The following is a 16283-nucleotide window of genomic DNA, read 5'->3' as shown; positions in this document are numbered from 1 at the left end:
AGCTTGCCATAAAAACCTGAATACTCGCTGAGTTTCATGCCTGATTGTTCTATACTGAAACTTATACTCTCTTCAACACCCCCAATTTCAGGATACCTCATGGAAATGAATATAAAACCGGAAAAACCCACCGCTGTAACCGGCTTGCTCGTCTTTGCTGGTGTCATTGTGATCTGGCTGGTAGTTTCAATGATATACACCATAGAAAGCGGCACCGTAGGCGTGCTCAGTACTTTTGGCAAATATGACCCGGATGAAAAAGAACCCGGCATTCATTTTAAAATACCGGCGGTACAAAAAATCCGTATTTTTGATGTCAAAATGCACACGGTTACTTACCATCAAGGCAAACCTTTGCCGGCACGCGAAGGCGTCATTAACAAGCCGATTATTCAGGTACTCGATAATAAAAACTTGCCCATCGGTATCGAATTGACGGTTCAATACACACCAATCAAAACCGAAGCCAGCGATATTCTGGCCAAATATGGCAATAACTATTTTGAAAAACTGATCAACCCAATTGTCCGCGATGTCGTTCGTGATGTTATCGGCAAATACCAAGCGGAAAAAATCGCCGCTGACCGAACGTCTATTGCGAAAGAAGTTCGCGCCATGCTCGGAGATAAGTTCAAAAAACTGCCGTTTCACCTGAATGATGTGGCCTTGCGCGAAATCAAATTGCCGCATATCATCCTCAAAAAAATCGAGGAAGTGCAACTTGCCAAACAGGAAGAGCAACGTTTAGCGATGGTTGAAAAGCAGGCGGAGAAAAATCAACGCATTAAAACAATCCAAGCCAATACCCGTCTTATCGAAGTCACCACCCAGGCTAAAGCTGAAGCGGAGAAAAAACGCATCGGTGCCGATGCCATGGCTTATCAAATCACTAAAGAAGCCGAAGCTAGAGCAAAAGCTAATCAACTCATTGCTAACTCAATCACTGATCGCTTGATACGCTACCGCTCAATCGAAAAATGGAATGGCCAATACCCTGCTACTTTGATGCAAGGCGATGGCAAGGCATTAATGTTGCAACTGCCTGTCAATAAATAAATGTTGAACCCGTTCGGCGTTTAGTCCGTCATAAACGTCAGGACAAACACTTATACATGGAGCTTGCAGGCAACAAAAACATTGATCATCACAATAAACATATTTATGGAACCGCCTATGAAAATTTTGTTACAACTGATACTGACCACACTGATTCTTTTCAGCAGCGCCTGCAGCATCACCCCCAAAATACACAGCAACATCAATCCTGAGGTTGATTTCAACCGATATAAAACTTTCGGTTATTTCAAACCCTTAGATACCGACAAGCGCTACGAATCACTGCTCAGCCAATTCCTGAAACAGGCGACCACCGCAGAAATGACACGGCGCGGCTTTACCTACACCGATAAAAACCCTGACCTATTGATCAATTTTCACACCAACATTGTCAATAAACAAAAAATCCATCAAACCCCAGTGTCCATGGGCTATTATGACTATCGTTACAATTTCTACTATGGCGTATGGCCCGGCTATCAACTGCATGTTGATGATTATCAGGAAGGAACATTAAATATTGATATCGTCGATCGCAAACAAAATAAAATGATCTGGGAAGGTATCGCCATCGGCCGTATCACCCAGGATAAACTCGATAATTTACAACAAACCATACAATCTACCGTATCGGAAATTTTTACACGGTTTCCGGTTGCCGAGAAATATTAGCTGTCGCCACAGTGCTTATTCTGACTGCTCGAGCCTGGGTGGTGCAGCATGACCCAGGTTTTGAAGCAAACGCTTATTTTTATACGCCAGCCGCTCATGTCGGGCACGGATAATGTAGCCGGTCAGGCCACTGCCGGTTGCGACCATGACCATCATGCCCAAGGTGATCAGCTGGCTAACGATCATGACACCACCGGCGGTCGCCGCCAGGCCAAAGGCAAGGCCAACCTTGAGATTGGCACGGCGATTGGCTTTGCGGGTTTCCTGTTCTATTTTTCGATAACTTTCCTCCAGCATGCGCCGTTTTTCGTGTTCGGCCTCAAGCAATATGTTTTCGCGCTCACGCGCATGCTGATCTTGCAGCTTTAGCTTTTGTTCAGCGATATGGGCTTTTTCCTGTTCGGCTTGTTTGAGCAGTCTGCTTTTTTCAGCAGCATGTTTATCCAGCAACAGTTTCAATTCTTCATTGAATAAATTACTGGCAATCGCTGAAAACCAGAATGCAGTCAACACGGCACAAATCAAGCCAATGCCGACCAACACCCAGCTTAATTGAATGTCTTCAAGACCCATCGCGGCCAAAACCAATGCCGCCGTGATCAGTTGCAGCAGAATGAGACCGGGTAAAAATGCACGCATATTTGTAGAATAATCGGTAAATAAACCATTGGACACAAGACAAGCTAAAAGTGCCCGCTTGATTGCCAAAAATATCGGCTTTGTATCCCTATGTGAAGAGTATACACTACTGTATTTACCGGCCCTTGCTACAATAACTGCATGAACATCCTGCTGCTGACGCCACCGATGACTCAACTCAATACGCCGTATCCTGCAACGGCTTATCTTACGCGTTTTCTTCGGCAACAAGGTTATACGGTTGAACAGCGCGATCTGGCAATTGAGCTGTTTCTGGCGTTATTGAGTCGTACCGGTATGGATAACATCTTTGCCGTGGTCGAGGATAATTTTTCTGCATTTGACGATGACGAACTCCCCGACAGTATCTATCATTTTTTCAGCCATTTTGAAGCCATCAAACGCGTTGTCGAGCCATGTGTGCGCTTTTTACAAGGCAAGGACCCATCACTGGCACTGCGCATCGTCAGCCGCCGTTTTCTACCGGAGGGGCCGGCATTTGAAAGCCTTTATCAAATGGAACAGCACACCGGTGATGCACTGTTACAGGCCTTTGGTGAACTGGGGATTCAGGATCAGGCTAAACACCTGGCAACGCTATTTATCAATGATTTATGCGATGTCATCAAAACCGGTGTCGATCCGTTGTTTGAGATCTCACGCTATGGCGAACAATTGGCCGCTTCCGCACCGTCGTTTGATAATCTGTATCAACAGCTTCAGCAGCCTGAAACCCTGGTTCAGACTACACTTGAACAACGCCTCTATCATCATTTACACCACGTCCAACCTGATCTGGTCGGCATTACGGTGCCGTTTCCGGGCAATCTTCTGGGTGCATTACAGATTGCGAAAATCTGCCGTCGTATCCGTCCCCACTGCAAAATTGTCTTGGGCGGCGGCTATGTCAATACCGAATTACGCGACCTGAAAGAGCCCAGAATTTTTGAATTTGTCGATTTCATTACCCTGGATGATGGTGAACGCCCACTGTTGAATTTACTCAATCATCTTCAGGGAAAATGTCCGACCAGCGATTTATGCCGCACCTACACCCTGGAGAACGAACGCCTGGTCTATCATCCACAAACCGCCACGCAGACTGATTTTCCGCACCAACAAACGGGCTATCCCAGCTATGAAGGGTTAGCGCTGGATCAATACTTATCGCTTTGCGAAATGCTCAACCCCATGCACAGAATATGGAGTGATGGACGCTGGAATAAACTCACCATTGCGCATGGCTGTTATTGGAAAAAATGCAGTTTTTGCGATATCAGTCTGGACTATATCCGCCACTACGACGAGGCCGGTGCCGAGATTATTGTTGACCGGATGGAACAAATCATCGCCGAAACCGGCCAGACGGGCTTCCATTTTGTTGATGAAGCCGCCCCACCTAAATTACTGTTTGCACTGGCTGAAACATTGCTAGCCCGCAACCTGGTTGTCACCTGGTGGGGCAATATCCGCTTTGAAAAAACATTTAACGCCGAGCGTTGTCAATTACTGGCCGACGCCGGCTGTATCGCCGTCAGTGGTGGTCTTGAAGTCGCCTCCGACCGTCTGCTCAAACTGATGCAAAAAGGCGTCAGTGTCGAACAGGTCGCGCGGGTGACGCGAAATTTTGTCGATGCAGGTATTCTAGTTCATGCCTATCTAATGTATGGCTTCCCCAGCCAGACGACCCAGGAAACTATCGATGCTTTGGAAATGGTACGCCAAATGATGCTGAATCAATGTTTTCAATCGGCCTACTGGCACCGTTTTGCCGCCACAGTTCATAGCCCTGTCGGGAAAAATCCGAAACAGTTCGGCATTACGTTATTGCCTGAAACAGACCGATACTTTGCCGAAAATGGTATTGATTTTTATGACTCGGTCAATACCGATCATGATATGTTAGGTCGCGGCCTTAAAAAGTCCCTGTACAATTACATGCTGGGTATGGGCCTTGAGTACCCTGTAAACTTCTGGTTCGATCAGACATTGCCAGAACCGAGTATCGACCCTGATTTTATTCATAAGGCTATCGAACAATGACCCAAAACACCTTCTCTTTCGATCAGATTCACTTGGAAGTTGCCCGTAATGCATCGGATGATTTCAATCTGTTTCATGACAAACACAAATGGCTGCAAATCACCCATAACCCTTTTAAAGGCCCTATTGTACTGGGCTTTCAGCTCAACACGCTGATTGAATATCAGTTTTATCTGCATCGCATTGCGCATCATGAGAATCAGATTATCGAAGAAAACCAACTTCGCTTCAGCAATTATCAAATTACCTTTGTCAACGCCTTAAGGCCACAGCAAGACTTTGAATTCATTCTAAAAAAAACCCTGATCAAGACCATTCCCGAGCTGACCCTGACCAATCGGATTGCCATTAAAGCTGATAATAAGACCATTTTACTTGGCTACAAAAAAGAAACGCCCGCGCCGTTGTTTTTAGCGGAAACAGAGCTTAACCAATTACCCGATTTGAATGCCTTGCCAGATAAAAGCTGTGTGCCTGACACGGCTTTTTTTCTGAAACGAAAATTCATCAACAAAGGCAATGTCAAAAATTTTCTGGCCGGCTCCTTAGCCGAACCGTCTGACTATTTTGACGAACTCGCCCATATTGCATGTTATCCCGAAATATTTCCATGCAGCCTAAGCTCCGGCGCATTGCTTGAAAAAGCACAGATGGAGGGACATGATTTCAAACAAAATCCAATGGTTTACACCTCGCATGAGATTTCGGTGGATCGTCACATTCTCAAGCAGGTTAAGGATAATGAAAAACTGCATATTCTGGTTCACCAACATCCAGAATCACCCCACAATACCTTAAATCAAACCGACATCCAGCTCAGAAGCTACGACTGTTTCGGCCTGCTGAAAAACAACGACGTCCTGTTCCGAATTCGCCTGAACCTTGTCCCCTTAGAAGGTATCTTAAAAAATCTTAAACAATAATGATGCCTTGCATTCGCACCCATTAAGCGTTTAGTATCAGAACAACCCAGCTTGAAGGTTAGAGTCATTTACGGAGAAGCGCTATGAGTGAAAATTTTACCGATCTTGCCGGCCATCCGATCAGCAAAACAGATATTACCATGTTATTACTCGGTTTCAATCTCGCTAAATGTCAACCAACCTGTCGCATTTTTTGCAATAATTTACGAAATGAATTTTATTAAGCTGCTTGACATTCTGTTGTGTTGAAATTTTCCTTATCCGGATTAAGATAAACATGGCCAATGGGCGTTAAATTTCGTGTTTGTCGTCCATTCCATCGCTCTGGATTGTCTCTTTTTGCTTGCTCGATGACTCGTTTTCTTTTTTCGAGTACGGCGCTGTCTAAGCCGTTATGGCGTTGGTTGGGTGTTACAAACTTGAGCGCACTGTGTTGATGTTCATTGTTGAACCAACAAACGAAAGCTTCAACCCAGTTCCTGGCTTCGCTTAATGTTTTAAAAGGGTTTTCTGGAAAGGTATGATGATATTTGACTGTTTTAAATAACGATTCTGAATAAGGATTATCATTACTGACACGAGGTCTGCTGAACGACGTGGCAATGTCTAAATCGACCAATTTGGCCCTTAATGTTGCGCCTTTCATCGGACTGCCGTTGTCAGAATGTATCACCAATTGCTTTTTGTCGATGTTTTCCCGGCGAGCGATATCTTCGATCAAATCAGCAGCGTGTGCGCTTGATTCGGCATCATGAACTTGCCAGCCTACGATTTTCCGACTATAGATGTCCATCACCATGTAGAGGTAAAAATACTGCCCTTTGACGGGGCTTAATAAATACGTAATATCCCACGAGTAGATTTGATTGGCCTGTGTGGCTTTGAGTGACTGCGGTTTATTATGCTGACCTGCGGCTCCTTTAGCTCTGTGCTTAAGCTGGTTGTGGGCTTTCATGACACGATAAAAGGTTGATTCTGATGCGAGATAGCAGCCCAAATCCAATAACCTCGGAACGATTTGATGCGGCGTTAAAGCGCTGTATTCCGGTTTATTAATCACGGTGATGATTTCTTGCTTGATGGCCTCGGATAATTGATTGTGCACAGGCGCTGTATTGTGCAGTCGTAGGTCTTCTGAGAGTCCTTCTCCCCGGTTCCAACGCTGATAGGTTCGAGCTGATATACCCACCAGTTCACAGGCTAATTTCTGCCGCGCTCCATTGTCAACGGCTTCATCAATGAGTGCGCTGTAGTGTTGGCGATCTGAGTAGGCGATTAATCGGCCGCCTTTTCCCCCAGATCGCTTGGCACTTTTTTGATAACACCAGTAAAGCCGCTGTTTCTGATAACGCTTTCTCTTTGCGGTTTAGCTCCTTATGCAAACGCTTGTTTTCTTGTTTGAGTTTTGTTTGCGCCTGTTTATATACGGATTCTGTTGATTTAGATTCTGACAAAAATTCCGCTTTCCAGGTATTTAGATGATGTAAGTAGATGCCTTGTTCACGACAATAGGCGCTAGCCTGATCATCGGTGAGATGATGACAATGAACAATGGCTTCAAAACGTTCTACTGTATTCCAATCTTGAGGGCTTTTTTCTTTTGACATGTTTGACTCTGTTTTTTCGAGTTGATTTTTCTTAGCTAACCGAATCCATTTTTGAAGTGTGGAGTAACCCACACCTAAAGTAACTGCAATTTGCTTTAGCGATTGTTCTGGTCTTCTGGATAATGCTTTTTCTACTGATTGTACTTTAAATTCTTGGCTAAATACGCTCATTTTTGTCTCCTGATTTAAAATTTCCTAGGCGACAGGTATGTTGACATAGGGGGATCTGAAAGACCGTTATCAGATGCCACCTGAGGCCATGGACTCACATAAACCAGCGGATGCTTCAGGGCTCCTGCAAAAAGATGCTTTTAAAGCATTGGGCTTAAACCCAGACCGCTCAATCCGCGAGCAATTGGGCGGGCCGAAAAATTACACCTATCACGTTCATAAATCAAAATCTTCTAACACTGCCTTTTATCTGAAACTTGAACCGGATGACAACAACAACCCTACCCTATGGTATAAATTCACAGCGAAGCCTAATATAGACCCTGCCAGCGCCCCCGTTGTGACAGATGAGCAAATTGCCCAGACCGAACGTGCAGCCGAAACACTGAGCCAGCTCTCATATGCATTGGCACCCTATAATATTCCGCCCAAACATCTGCAAATCGCCCTGGCGACAGGCGATCGCTCACTGATTGGCGAGGATATGGCGCGCATTAACAAGGCCGGCCAATTACCCCAGTTTTCAGAGGACGTAATCAATGCCGTCATGCCGGCTGAAAAGAACCAGGATGGCACGGATGCAACAGCTGAACAGATTGAAGCGAATAAAATTCGTAACGAGGTTATGGCCGACAATCTGCATGCCACAATCCTCAGTGAATTATTATTGCATCAAAAAGCGACTCTAAACGATGGGCGCGTTTATAAAACGCCCGACACAATTGCCAATGAAGTTAATGACAAGTTAAAGCAACTCAATCAGCTCCGCAAAAATTTGAATATCCCCAGCATGGAGCCCATGTATTACAGCATTGACAAACAAATGGCACTATTTAGCAGCGGCCAACCCTATCACCGGAACGATATTATCCGTTATGAGGTATTAAACAAAATTCAAGAAATCGTCACCCCTGAGGCCGGCATGAGTAAGCCTGAATTCGTCTGGGGTAATCGCGTGGTGTTTATGGCTGATGGCTTTAAGGCCTTTAATCAACGCCTGGCAGACATCGACCGCCTGATTGCACTGGCTGAAGCCGGTGAAGAGGTGACTTATGACTATACGATTTGGAAACACTACGCAGATAAACCGGCCGACCCCTATCACCTGGGCGTTAAACTACGTGACAAATTATTACAATTAGCCGATGCCGGTGCTAAGTGTCACATAACCGTGGATAGAACTGTCGCATTTCGCGACCCTACGGTGATTGTCATCGACCCGGATAGCGGAGCCGTTTTAGGTGGCCTTCTAGCCCCGCTTGCTCAACATCCGAATATCAGCCTGTGCTTTTTTAACAATGATGAACGCGGTACACCAGGCGATTCCAATCATTCAAAATCAGCCATTGCCAATGGCTATCAAAAAGATGCTTCTGCAATCGTGGGTGGCCGGAATATTCATGGTAGTTATTTTTTTGACTGGCTTGATGGGGAATTTTTTATTGAAGGTGAACTGGCACAATCCGTACAAAGAGCAGAAGATGATATGTGGATTCAACAAGCCCGCCTGCATCAGAAACCTAACCTCATTCGTCAAAATATTCATTTTCAAAAACCGGATAAAAAAGGCGATATTATCGGGCTGGCTACCCATGAAATGCCTGGGCCTGATTCAACCTTCAACGGACTTATCGGCGTATTAAGTGGCTTTGAAATTTCAGGCTTTGAATTCACCTTGATACAGGCTTATGTTTTACCGCCTATTCCCGGTGCAAAAACCAACCCTACCCTGGAAGTCATAAAACGTGCCGTTCGAGATGGCCGCATTATCAATATTGTGACAAACTCACCTGAAACCATCGATGTCCCTCAAATTAGCAGTGCCATCGTCAAATATGCCGCACATTTGCTTGAACAGGTCAATGGCATGCCGGATGCTAGTGGTGCCCTACGTATATTCATGAAAAAGAAATGGGATGGCATTGGCGGCGGTACTCTGCATGCAAAAATTGCTTATGATGATAAATGGTATGTCAGCGATACCAGCAACAATCTTCATGCCAATGGCTTCTTACAACACGAAAGCCAACGTTATTATTTAGATGACGAACTGAACGAATCGGTACGAGCATGGGGCAAACAGCTTATCGAACGATGTGACATGTACACAGCACCACAGCCACTTTGGGATATGGCGAAAAAAATTGATGCTTCTAACGCATTAAATCCGGCGCTCAATGCGCTACTCACCTTATTCCCTTATCAGGTGTAACTGGAGTCTTATCATGTCTATCCGTTATTTTGCGACTAACCGCGATAATGAAAATTTAGGTCGAAATGAAAGTCGGGATAAACGCATCAAATTACAACGTGGCGGTTATCATTTTGTCGATATGCACGCCTATATGTCACATTACCTAGCTGAAGTTGAAAATGAAACAATCCCGGCTTCAGCCAATGTCGTCGACTCTCAAACCGAAGTCATGGATAACTATCTCGCTAATCCACGTATCGGAAATGTTGTCGTCTGTGTGCATGGTTTTAATGTCAAGTTTCATGAAGCACAGACCTGGTTCAGTATTTTGACCGATTCCATGCGCCATACTTCCAGCCTGCAGGATGATCTGATAACCGACCCGCTTGACGGCGGCAAAGATCAGAAAAAACTACGTGCCAAATCTGTAAAACCGGGTAGCCTGACCGCTTTTATCGGCTTTTCCTGGCCTTCTAATGGCAATGTCTTCAGTTACAATAGTGATCAAACTGAAGCCATACGTTCTGCCACCAGCCTTGCCAACCTGATTGCACGCTTGCGCCTGCTACCCAATCAGCCCTCTATTAACCTGCTCTGCCACAGCATGGGGAATTTCCTCGTCTGCCATATGCTTCGACAGTTAGTCAACCAAGAGATTCTACCTCAACCCTCCTTAACCCGGCCCGAACAAACTCAGTATTTTGATGACCTGGAAAAACGTATTCACCGTTTGAGCCAGTCTGAAGCAAAAAGTAATCATTGGAAAGATTTATTTTTTGTCGACCGCTACATCATGTTAGCGCCCGACATCGAACGCCGCCATGTCAGCAAATGTATAGAAGATCCCTCGACCTTACACACCAACCAGGAACAAGCCAGCTATGTCGGGCCATTCTATAGTGGTTTATGGCATTTAGTCGGCGAAGCGCACAATTTTTATTCCCGTTTTGATACGGCGTTAGCCTTATCCAATATCGAAAAAGACGCCCGCAAAATAGCTATTGGCGCTAAAAGTATGTTAGATAATTTAACCTTCAACCTATTAGATTTTTTGCAACGCAACCCTGATCAAAAATGGGAACAACGCTTAGGTGCAACGCAACAGCCCATCAATGCGCCCGGCAATCTGCATTCACACAATGCGGTGGAAATCTCCGGCCGGGAAATCAATCATAGTGATTATATTGATAGTCATGAAATCGTCACGGCTATTGCAGATATTTTAACGTCACCGGTTAAACGAAAATAATATTTGTCCTCAGATAAGACAGGTGGTCTAATGAATCTTCAGAGCATCCATCAAGTTGATAACACGTTATGTATTCCAGCATTTTAAAACAGCTAGGTCACTACCAGCCTATTGGAATACCTCCAAAAGCGCCGTTCACCCTAAAACTCACGGTATAAATGACATGCGAGCCGTTCTTCTTATCATCAACACCGGCTCATCCAGCATCAAATTTGCTGTTTTTTCAGCGCGACAGCTCACCTGTTTATACCGGGGACAAATCCAAGGTATTGGCATCCCTAAGGGTTCTTATTTCTCAGTTCAGGACTTAAGCGACGACGGCAATAGCCAACCTAAACAAAAAACTGTCGCCGACAACCATCGACAAGCCCTAGCAACACTGATGCAGTGGCTAGCTGATCATCTTGCCAGCTTTCATTTACAGGCCGTCGGCCATCGTATTGTTCATGGTGGACATCAATTTACCCGACCAGTAGTCATTGATTCTGATGTTATGCAGCAGCTGCACAAATTGATTCCATTGGCCCCATTGCATCAACCGCATAATCTGGCCGCTATCGACATCTTACATCAGCTGTACCCCGACTTAACTCAAGTTGCCTGTTTTGACACCGCCTTTCATCATACCCAACCTAAAGTCGCACAAACTTTCGCTTTGCCTAAAGACTTGTTTACAGAAGGCGTCCGCAGCTATGGGTTTCATGGTTTATCTTACGAATATATCGCCAACGCCCTGCCTGATTATGTCGGCCCAGCAGCCACCGGCAAAACGATCATCGCTCATCTTGGACAAGGTGCCAGTCTGTGCGCTTTACATAACAAGCAAAGCATGGCGACTACCATGACATTTACGCCGCTTGACGGTCTGCCGATGGGAACCCGTTGCGGTGCGATAGACCCTGCCATAGTGCTGTATCTGCTCCGGCAAAAACAGCTTTCGGTGAGCGAAGTTTCCGATATGCTGCACTATCAATCAGGGCTTCTCGGCTTATCGGGCATTAGTGGCGACATGCAGGTTTTACTCAATAGCGACCATCCCGATGCCGGTTTTGCGATTGACGCCTATGTCTATCGTATCATTCGCGCCATCGGCTCAATGACAACCACCATTCAAGGACTCGATAACTTGGTTTTCAGTGCTGGAATTGGTGAACATGCACCACAGATTCGTGCAAAGATTTGTCAGCGACTTGGCTGGTTAGGCATTGAACTTGATGACAACGCCAACCGCCAAAATGCGACAAAAATAAGCTGCGAACACAGTGCTGTTAACGTCTGGATAATACCAACGAATGAAGAAAAAATGATTGCAATACACACCGATTCATTAACTCATGGAAAAAACCAATGAAGCAACCGACTGAAAATTTTGAGAAACCGCTTTCAGAAGACGAATTAAGGCGAATGGATGCCTATTGGCGGGCCGCAAATTATTTATCTGTCGGCCAGATTTATCTGTTGGACAATCCATTGTTGAAACAACCTCTAGAGCTTTCGCATGTCAAGCCACGATTGCTCGGACATTGGGGCACCACGCCAGGGCTGAATTTTATTTATGTTCATTTCAATCGGGTAATTAAACAACGCGACCTCAATGTTCTTTATATTACCGGCCCAGGCCATGGTGGCCCGGGATTAGTCGCTAATACCTATCTGGAAGGAACATACAGCGAAATTTATCCGAATGTTTCTCAGGATGAGCGTGGCATGAAACGCCTGTTCAAGCAATTTTCATTTCCTGGCGGTATCCCCAGTCATGTGGCACCGGAAACCCCCGGCTCAATTCACGAAGGGGGTGAACTAGGGTATTCATTGTCACATGCCTATGGCGCTGTTTTCGACAACCCCGACCTGATCACCTGCTGTGTGGTCGGCGATGGTGAAGCAGAAACCGGCCCCTTAGCAACCAGTTGGCATGGCAATAAGTTTTTAAACCCTGAACGCGATGGTGCTGTGTTGCCCATCTTACATTTAAATGGCTATAAAATTGCCAACCCGACTGTTTTTGCACGTATTGATCATGATGAACTGAATGCCTTATTTATTGGTTATGGCTATAGACCGTATTTTGTTGAAGGCGATGACCCTGATTTATTACATCAACAGATGGCGGCAACCCTGGATAAGGTGCTAGATGACATAAAAACCATTCAACAGGACGCCCGCCAAAATGGTTTTCGAAAACGCCCCACCTGGCCCATGATTATTCTGCGCACCCCCAAAGGCTGGACCGGGCCGAAAGAGGTTGATGGCCTACCGATAGAAAATACCTTCCGCTCACACCAGGTGCCTTTATCCGGCTTGAGCGAAAACCCCGAGCACTTGCGAATGCTGGAGCAGTGGATGCGGAGTTACCGGCCGGAAGAATTGTTCGATGAAAACGGCAAACTCATCGATGAATTGGCCGAACTGGCACCAACTGGCGAGCGCCGCATGGGTGCTAATCCGCACGCTAATGGCGGGATTTTGCTCAAGGCATTGCGAATGCCAAATTTTCGCGATTATGCTGTCGATATCCGCCAACCGGCAACGACTATCGCCGAAGCCACCCGTATCATGGGTTGCTTTCTCAAGGATGTCATGCAGGCCAATAAGGATAGCCGAAATTTCAGACTCATGGGGCCCGATGAAACGGCATCTAACCGCCTATCTGCGTTATTTGATGCCACAGATCGCGTGTTTACGGCCCAAACACTGGATGGGGATGATCATCTCTCCGCCAATGGCCGGGTGATGGAAATCCTCAGCGAACACCAATGCCAAGGCTGGCTAGAAGGTTATTTGCTCACCGGTCGCCATGGCTTTTTCTCCTGTTATGAAGCCTTTATCCATATCGTGGATTCGATGTTCAACCAACACGCAAAATGGCTGAAAGTCACCAAAGAAATCCCTTGGCGTCGACCAATTGCGTCCCTCAATTACCTGTTGACATCTCATGTCTGGCGTCAGGATCATAATGGTTTCAGTCATCAGGATCCCGGTTTTATCGATCACGTTGTCAATAAAAAGTCCGCCATCATTCAGGTTTATTTACCCCCTGATGCCAATACGCTGTTATGGGTGACTGACCACTGCCTGCGCAGCCGGGACAAAATCAATGTCATTGTCGCCGGCAAACAGCCGGAACTCCAGTATCTCACCATGGATGCAGCCATTAAGCACTGTACCGCTGGCATCGGCATTTGGGAATGGGCCAGCAATGACCAAAACACAGAACCTGATGTCGTGATGGCCTGCGCCGGTGATGTGCCAACGCTGGAAACACTCGCCGCAGTTTCATTATTGCGTCAATATTTTCCTGACCTGAAAGTACGCGTCGTCAATGTCGTCAATCTGATGACCTTGCAACCACCATCAGAACATCCCGATGGTTTATCTGATCGTGATTTTGATTCGCTGTTTACGAAAGACAAACCCATTATTTTCGCTTTTCATGGCTATCCGTGGTTAATCCACCGCCTAAGCTATCGTAGAAGTAATCATAAAAACCTGCATGTGAGAGGCTATAAAGAAGAAGGTACAACCACCACACCGTTTGACATGGTCGTTTTAAATGAACTCGACCGCTACCATCTAGGGGCTGTTGCCGTTTTGAAAATCCCCCTTGAAATTCAATAACTCCGCCACATAGATTGTTTATTTTGACTCAAAAACAAGCAAATCTGTCGCCGGGAACACCAGTAAAATTCATATGGCCGTTGATGCCTGTGGTCTTCCTATTCATTTCTCAGTGACAGGCGGCGAAGTTCATGACTGTAAAGAAGCACCGAAATTAGTTGCAGAGCTCCCAAAAGGTGACTATATAGTTGCTGACAGAGGCTATGACAGTGAAGCATTACGTCTTCAAATTAAAGACAAAGGGGCTGTTCCTGTTATCCCAAGAAAAAAAAGAATTCAACTCGGGGAAATGATGAAATGGATTGGTGTCTCTACAAATATCGCCATCTCGTTGAAAATGTGTTTGCAAGACTTAAGCATTTCAGAGCGATCGCCACGCGATATGACAAACTCAAACGAAATTTTGAAGGCTCTATCGCTCTGGCTTGCGCCTTTTTATGGTTACCTATGTGAAATGGCAACAGCCCCTAGTCATTGATGTTATTGACCGGGTTGAAAAATTAACTGCTACCGGCGCACATATCAAACAAGCTATGCAAAACCAGTTAGTCGAACATAAGGAATACATTACCCGTTTTGGTATCGATAAACCGGAAATACGCAATTGGACATGGCCGGAGAAATAATAAACCGAACTCTGTCGAACAGGGTGTGCATTGCACTCTGTTCGACACAGGCTAAAAATGAGGATAAGTGATGACCAATAATAAGAATAAATCAATAACTCTGCCTACTCAGGACAGGGCAATCGGGTTTAAAAAAGGGTTGAAATTATAATTTAGATAAGGTATTGGTTTTATCATTTTGATTATAAATGACAGTTACCCCAACGGCCTCAATTATCCACCATTTTTCAACGATTGCTGATCCAAGAGTAGATCGGCGAAAAAGAAGCATCAACTCACTGATATATTTTTCATCACCTTGTGTGCGACTATTTGTGGAGCCGATAACTGGGTGGCCATTGAAAAATTTGGAAAGGCTAAAGAAAGCTGGTTCACTGAACAGCTTGGTTTAGAAAATGGAATCCCTTCACATGATACGTTGGGTGCTGTTTTTGCCGCCATAGATACGGAACAATTTAGTCAATGCTTCTCAAACTGGGTGGCCGATCTAGCGGACTTGGTTGAAGAAGATATTATTGCAATGGATGGCAAATGCTTAAGGCGCAGTATTGATAAAGCCTCAAATAAGTCAGCCATCTATATGGTGAGCGCCTGGTCGCGGAAAAACAGTTTGGTTTTAGGTCAGGCGAAAGTGGATGATAAATCCAATGAAATTACGGCCATACCCAAACTTCTGTCGCGTTTGGATATTGCAGGCGCTTTGATTACAATTGATGCAATGGGGTGCCAAAAGAAAATAGCCAAACAGATTATCGACCAAGGCGGTGACTATGTTTTGAGTTTAAAAGGAAATCATGGCACCTTACATGAGGATGTAAAGGCCTATTTTACATCCGCTTTATCGCCAGAAATTGCCACAAAAACCGTCAATGGTGAGCATGGGCGAATTGAAACGCGTTCTGTTCGTGTCACGGATGAGATTGAATGGTTAAAAAAGGAGCATTCCTGGTCAGGATTAAAAAGTATTATTGCCGTCACAGCCACAAGAGAAGTGGATGAAAAAATAACCGAGGAAACACGCTATTTTATAAGCAGTTTAAGCGCAAACGATCCAAACAAGTTAGAGCATGCTGTTCGCGCTCATTGGGCGATTGAAAATAACTTGCATTGGGTTCTTGATCTTGCTTTTGATGAGGATAGCAACCGAACCCGCAAAGGATATAGTGCTTCAAACTTAGCTGTCATTCGACACATGGCCTTAAATTTAATAAAAGCCGAGGAAACGGCCAAAGTCGGTGTAAAAACCAAGCGAATGATGGCAGGGTGGGATAATGATTATTTACTCAAGATTCTTGGTGTAATTTAAACCCGATTGCCCTGCTACTCAGGATGATTCAGAAAAACAGCACAATCGTAAAAAAAATCCCGCAGAACTACTCATCCATATCTATCTCCAGCAATGCCATGAAGATGGCGGCATTACGATAGTCAATCTACAGCATCTGGCCTATTTGCTTGGCATTAAAAATTATGACACGCTTGATT

Annotated in this window: 13 protein-coding genes and 2 pseudogenes; 13 read left to right on the top strand and 2 right to left on the bottom strand. The window is 45.2% G+C overall.

From position 1 onward, the window contains the following. Positions 1-99 precede the first annotated feature (99 nt). Both JEU20_RS07210 and JEU20_RS07205 read left to right on the top strand, forming a co-directional pair. A complete protein-coding gene (locus JEU20_RS07210; RefSeq protein WP_198244560.1) occupies positions 100-1056 on the top strand; it encodes a prohibitin family protein in 957 nt (318 codons plus the stop codon). A gap of 117 nt (positions 1057-1173) precedes the next feature. Beyond that, positions 1174-1728: a DUF4136 domain-containing protein gene (locus JEU20_RS07205; RefSeq protein WP_198244558.1), complete on the top strand. Its 555-nt coding sequence runs from the start codon at positions 1174-1176 to the stop codon at positions 1726-1728. 15 nt (positions 1729-1743) lie between these two features. Here JEU20_RS07205 and JEU20_RS07200 read toward each other — a convergent pair whose 3' ends face one another. Further along, entirely contained in the window at positions 1744-2436 is a 693-nt protein-coding gene (locus tag JEU20_RS07200; protein ID WP_198244556.1) for an ATP synthase subunit B family protein, read from the bottom strand. A gap of 72 nt (positions 2437-2508) precedes the next feature. On the opposite strand from JEU20_RS07200, the gene JEU20_RS07195 reads away from it, so the two are divergent. The 3 genes from JEU20_RS07195 (at position 2509) to JEU20_RS07185 (ending at position 5557) form a co-directional block, all read left to right on the top strand. After that, positions 2509-4410, top strand: a complete 1902-nt coding sequence (locus JEU20_RS07195; protein ID WP_198244554.1) for a B12-binding domain-containing radical SAM protein — start codon at positions 2509-2511, stop codon at positions 4408-4410. Next, a complete protein-coding gene (locus JEU20_RS07190; RefSeq protein WP_198244549.1) occupies positions 4407-5333 on the top strand; it encodes a hypothetical protein in 927 nt (308 codons plus the stop codon). Before JEU20_RS07195 ends, JEU20_RS07190 begins: the two co-directional genes overlap by 4 nt. Positions 5334-5416: 83 nt before the next feature. Further along, positions 5417-5557, top strand: coding sequence for a hypothetical protein (locus JEU20_RS07185; protein ID WP_198244548.1), 141 nt, complete (start codon positions 5417-5419; stop codon positions 5555-5557). Here JEU20_RS07185 and JEU20_RS07180 read toward each other — a convergent pair. Further along, a protein-coding gene (locus tag JEU20_RS07180; protein ID WP_425356684.1) for an IS3 family transposase occupies positions 5554-7111 on the bottom strand; the annotation gives its coding sequence in 2 pieces (ribosomal slippage) (positions 5554-6652 and positions 6651-7111; 1560 coding nt in all). The two genes, JEU20_RS07185 and JEU20_RS07180, sit on opposite strands and share 4 nt — an antisense overlap. Before the next feature lie 88 nt (positions 7112-7199). On the opposite strand from JEU20_RS07180, the gene JEU20_RS07175 reads away from it, so the two are divergent. The 8 genes and pseudogenes from JEU20_RS07175 to JEU20_RS07145 all read left to right on the top strand — a co-directional run bounded on the left by JEU20_RS07175 (position 7200) and on the right by JEU20_RS07145 (position 16104). After that, positions 7200-9323, top strand: coding sequence for a phospholipase D-like domain-containing protein (locus JEU20_RS07175; RefSeq protein WP_198244546.1), 2124 nt, complete (start codon positions 7200-7202; stop codon positions 9321-9323). A 13-nt stretch (positions 9324-9336) separates the two neighbouring features. Then, complete coding sequence (locus tag JEU20_RS07170; protein ID WP_198244545.1) at positions 9337-10554, top strand: alpha/beta hydrolase; 1218 nt, start codon at positions 9337-9339, stop codon at positions 10552-10554. Positions 10555-10717: 163 nt separating this feature from the next. Next, complete coding sequence (locus tag JEU20_RS07165; RefSeq protein WP_198244544.1) at positions 10718-11905, top strand: acetate/propionate family kinase; 1188 nt, start codon at positions 10718-10720, stop codon at positions 11903-11905. Beyond that, complete coding sequence (locus tag JEU20_RS07160) at positions 11902-14172, top strand: phosphoketolase family protein (protein WP_198244543.1); 2271 nt, start codon at positions 11902-11904, stop codon at positions 14170-14172. The genes JEU20_RS07165 and JEU20_RS07160 overlap by 4 nt, the downstream gene beginning before the upstream one ends. Before the next feature lie 73 nt (positions 14173-14245). Then, a pseudogene (locus JEU20_RS07155) lies at positions 14246-14550 on the top strand (transposase); the annotation flags it as partial. After that, entirely contained in the window at positions 14542-14625 is an 84-nt protein-coding gene (locus JEU20_RS15855) for a hypothetical protein (protein ID WP_425356704.1), read from the top strand. The pseudogene JEU20_RS07155 and the gene JEU20_RS15855, both read left to right, overlap by 9 nt. Then, on the top strand, positions 14610-14798 hold the full coding sequence (locus tag JEU20_RS07150; RefSeq protein ID WP_198244542.1) for a phosphoketolase family protein: 189 nt from the start codon (positions 14610-14612) through the stop codon (positions 14796-14798). Before JEU20_RS15855 ends, JEU20_RS07150 begins: the two co-directional genes overlap by 16 nt. Positions 14799-14986: 188 nt before the next feature. Continuing rightward, positions 14987-16104, top strand: a pseudogene (locus JEU20_RS07145) (ISAs1 family transposase). Positions 16105-16283 lie beyond the last annotated feature (179 nt).

It is taken from the genome of methane-oxidizing endosymbiont of Gigantopelta aegis (assembly GCF_016097405.1).
In the GTDB taxonomy this organism is placed as follows: Bacteria; Pseudomonadota; Gammaproteobacteria; order Methylococcales; family Methylomonadaceae; genus Methylomarinum.
Note: the sequence above shows the minus strand (reverse complement) of the source record. Positions and strands in the feature narration are given on the sequence as shown.

Coding starts and splice junctions, on each gene's coding strand:
- JEU20_RS07170 (WP_198244545.1), top strand. CDS start 9,337: ATGTCTATCCGTTATTTTGCGACTAACCGCGATAATGAAAATTTAGGT.
- JEU20_RS07175 (WP_198244546.1), top strand. CDS start 7,200: ATGGACTCACATAAACCAGCGGATGCTTCAGGGCTCCTGCAAAAAGAT.
- JEU20_RS07150 (WP_198244542.1), top strand. CDS start 14,610: ATGGTTACCTATGTGAAATGGCAACAGCCCCTAGTCATTGATGTTATT.
- JEU20_RS07165 (WP_198244544.1), top strand. CDS start 10,718: ATGCGAGCCGTTCTTCTTATCATCAACACCGGCTCATCCAGCATCAAA.
- JEU20_RS07160 (WP_198244543.1), top strand. CDS start 11,902: ATGAAGCAACCGACTGAAAATTTTGAGAAACCGCTTTCAGAAGACGAA.
- JEU20_RS07195 (WP_198244554.1), top strand. CDS start 2,509: ATGAACATCCTGCTGCTGACGCCACCGATGACTCAACTCAATACGCCG.
- JEU20_RS07185 (WP_198244548.1), top strand. CDS start 5,417: ATGAGTGAAAATTTTACCGATCTTGCCGGCCATCCGATCAGCAAAACA.
- JEU20_RS07190 (WP_198244549.1), top strand. CDS start 4,407: ATGACCCAAAACACCTTCTCTTTCGATCAGATTCACTTGGAAGTTGCC.
- JEU20_RS07205 (WP_198244558.1), top strand. CDS start 1,174: ATGAAAATTTTGTTACAACTGATACTGACCACACTGATTCTTTTCAGC.
- JEU20_RS07210 (WP_198244560.1), top strand. CDS start 100: ATGGAAATGAATATAAAACCGGAAAAACCCACCGCTGTAACCGGCTTG.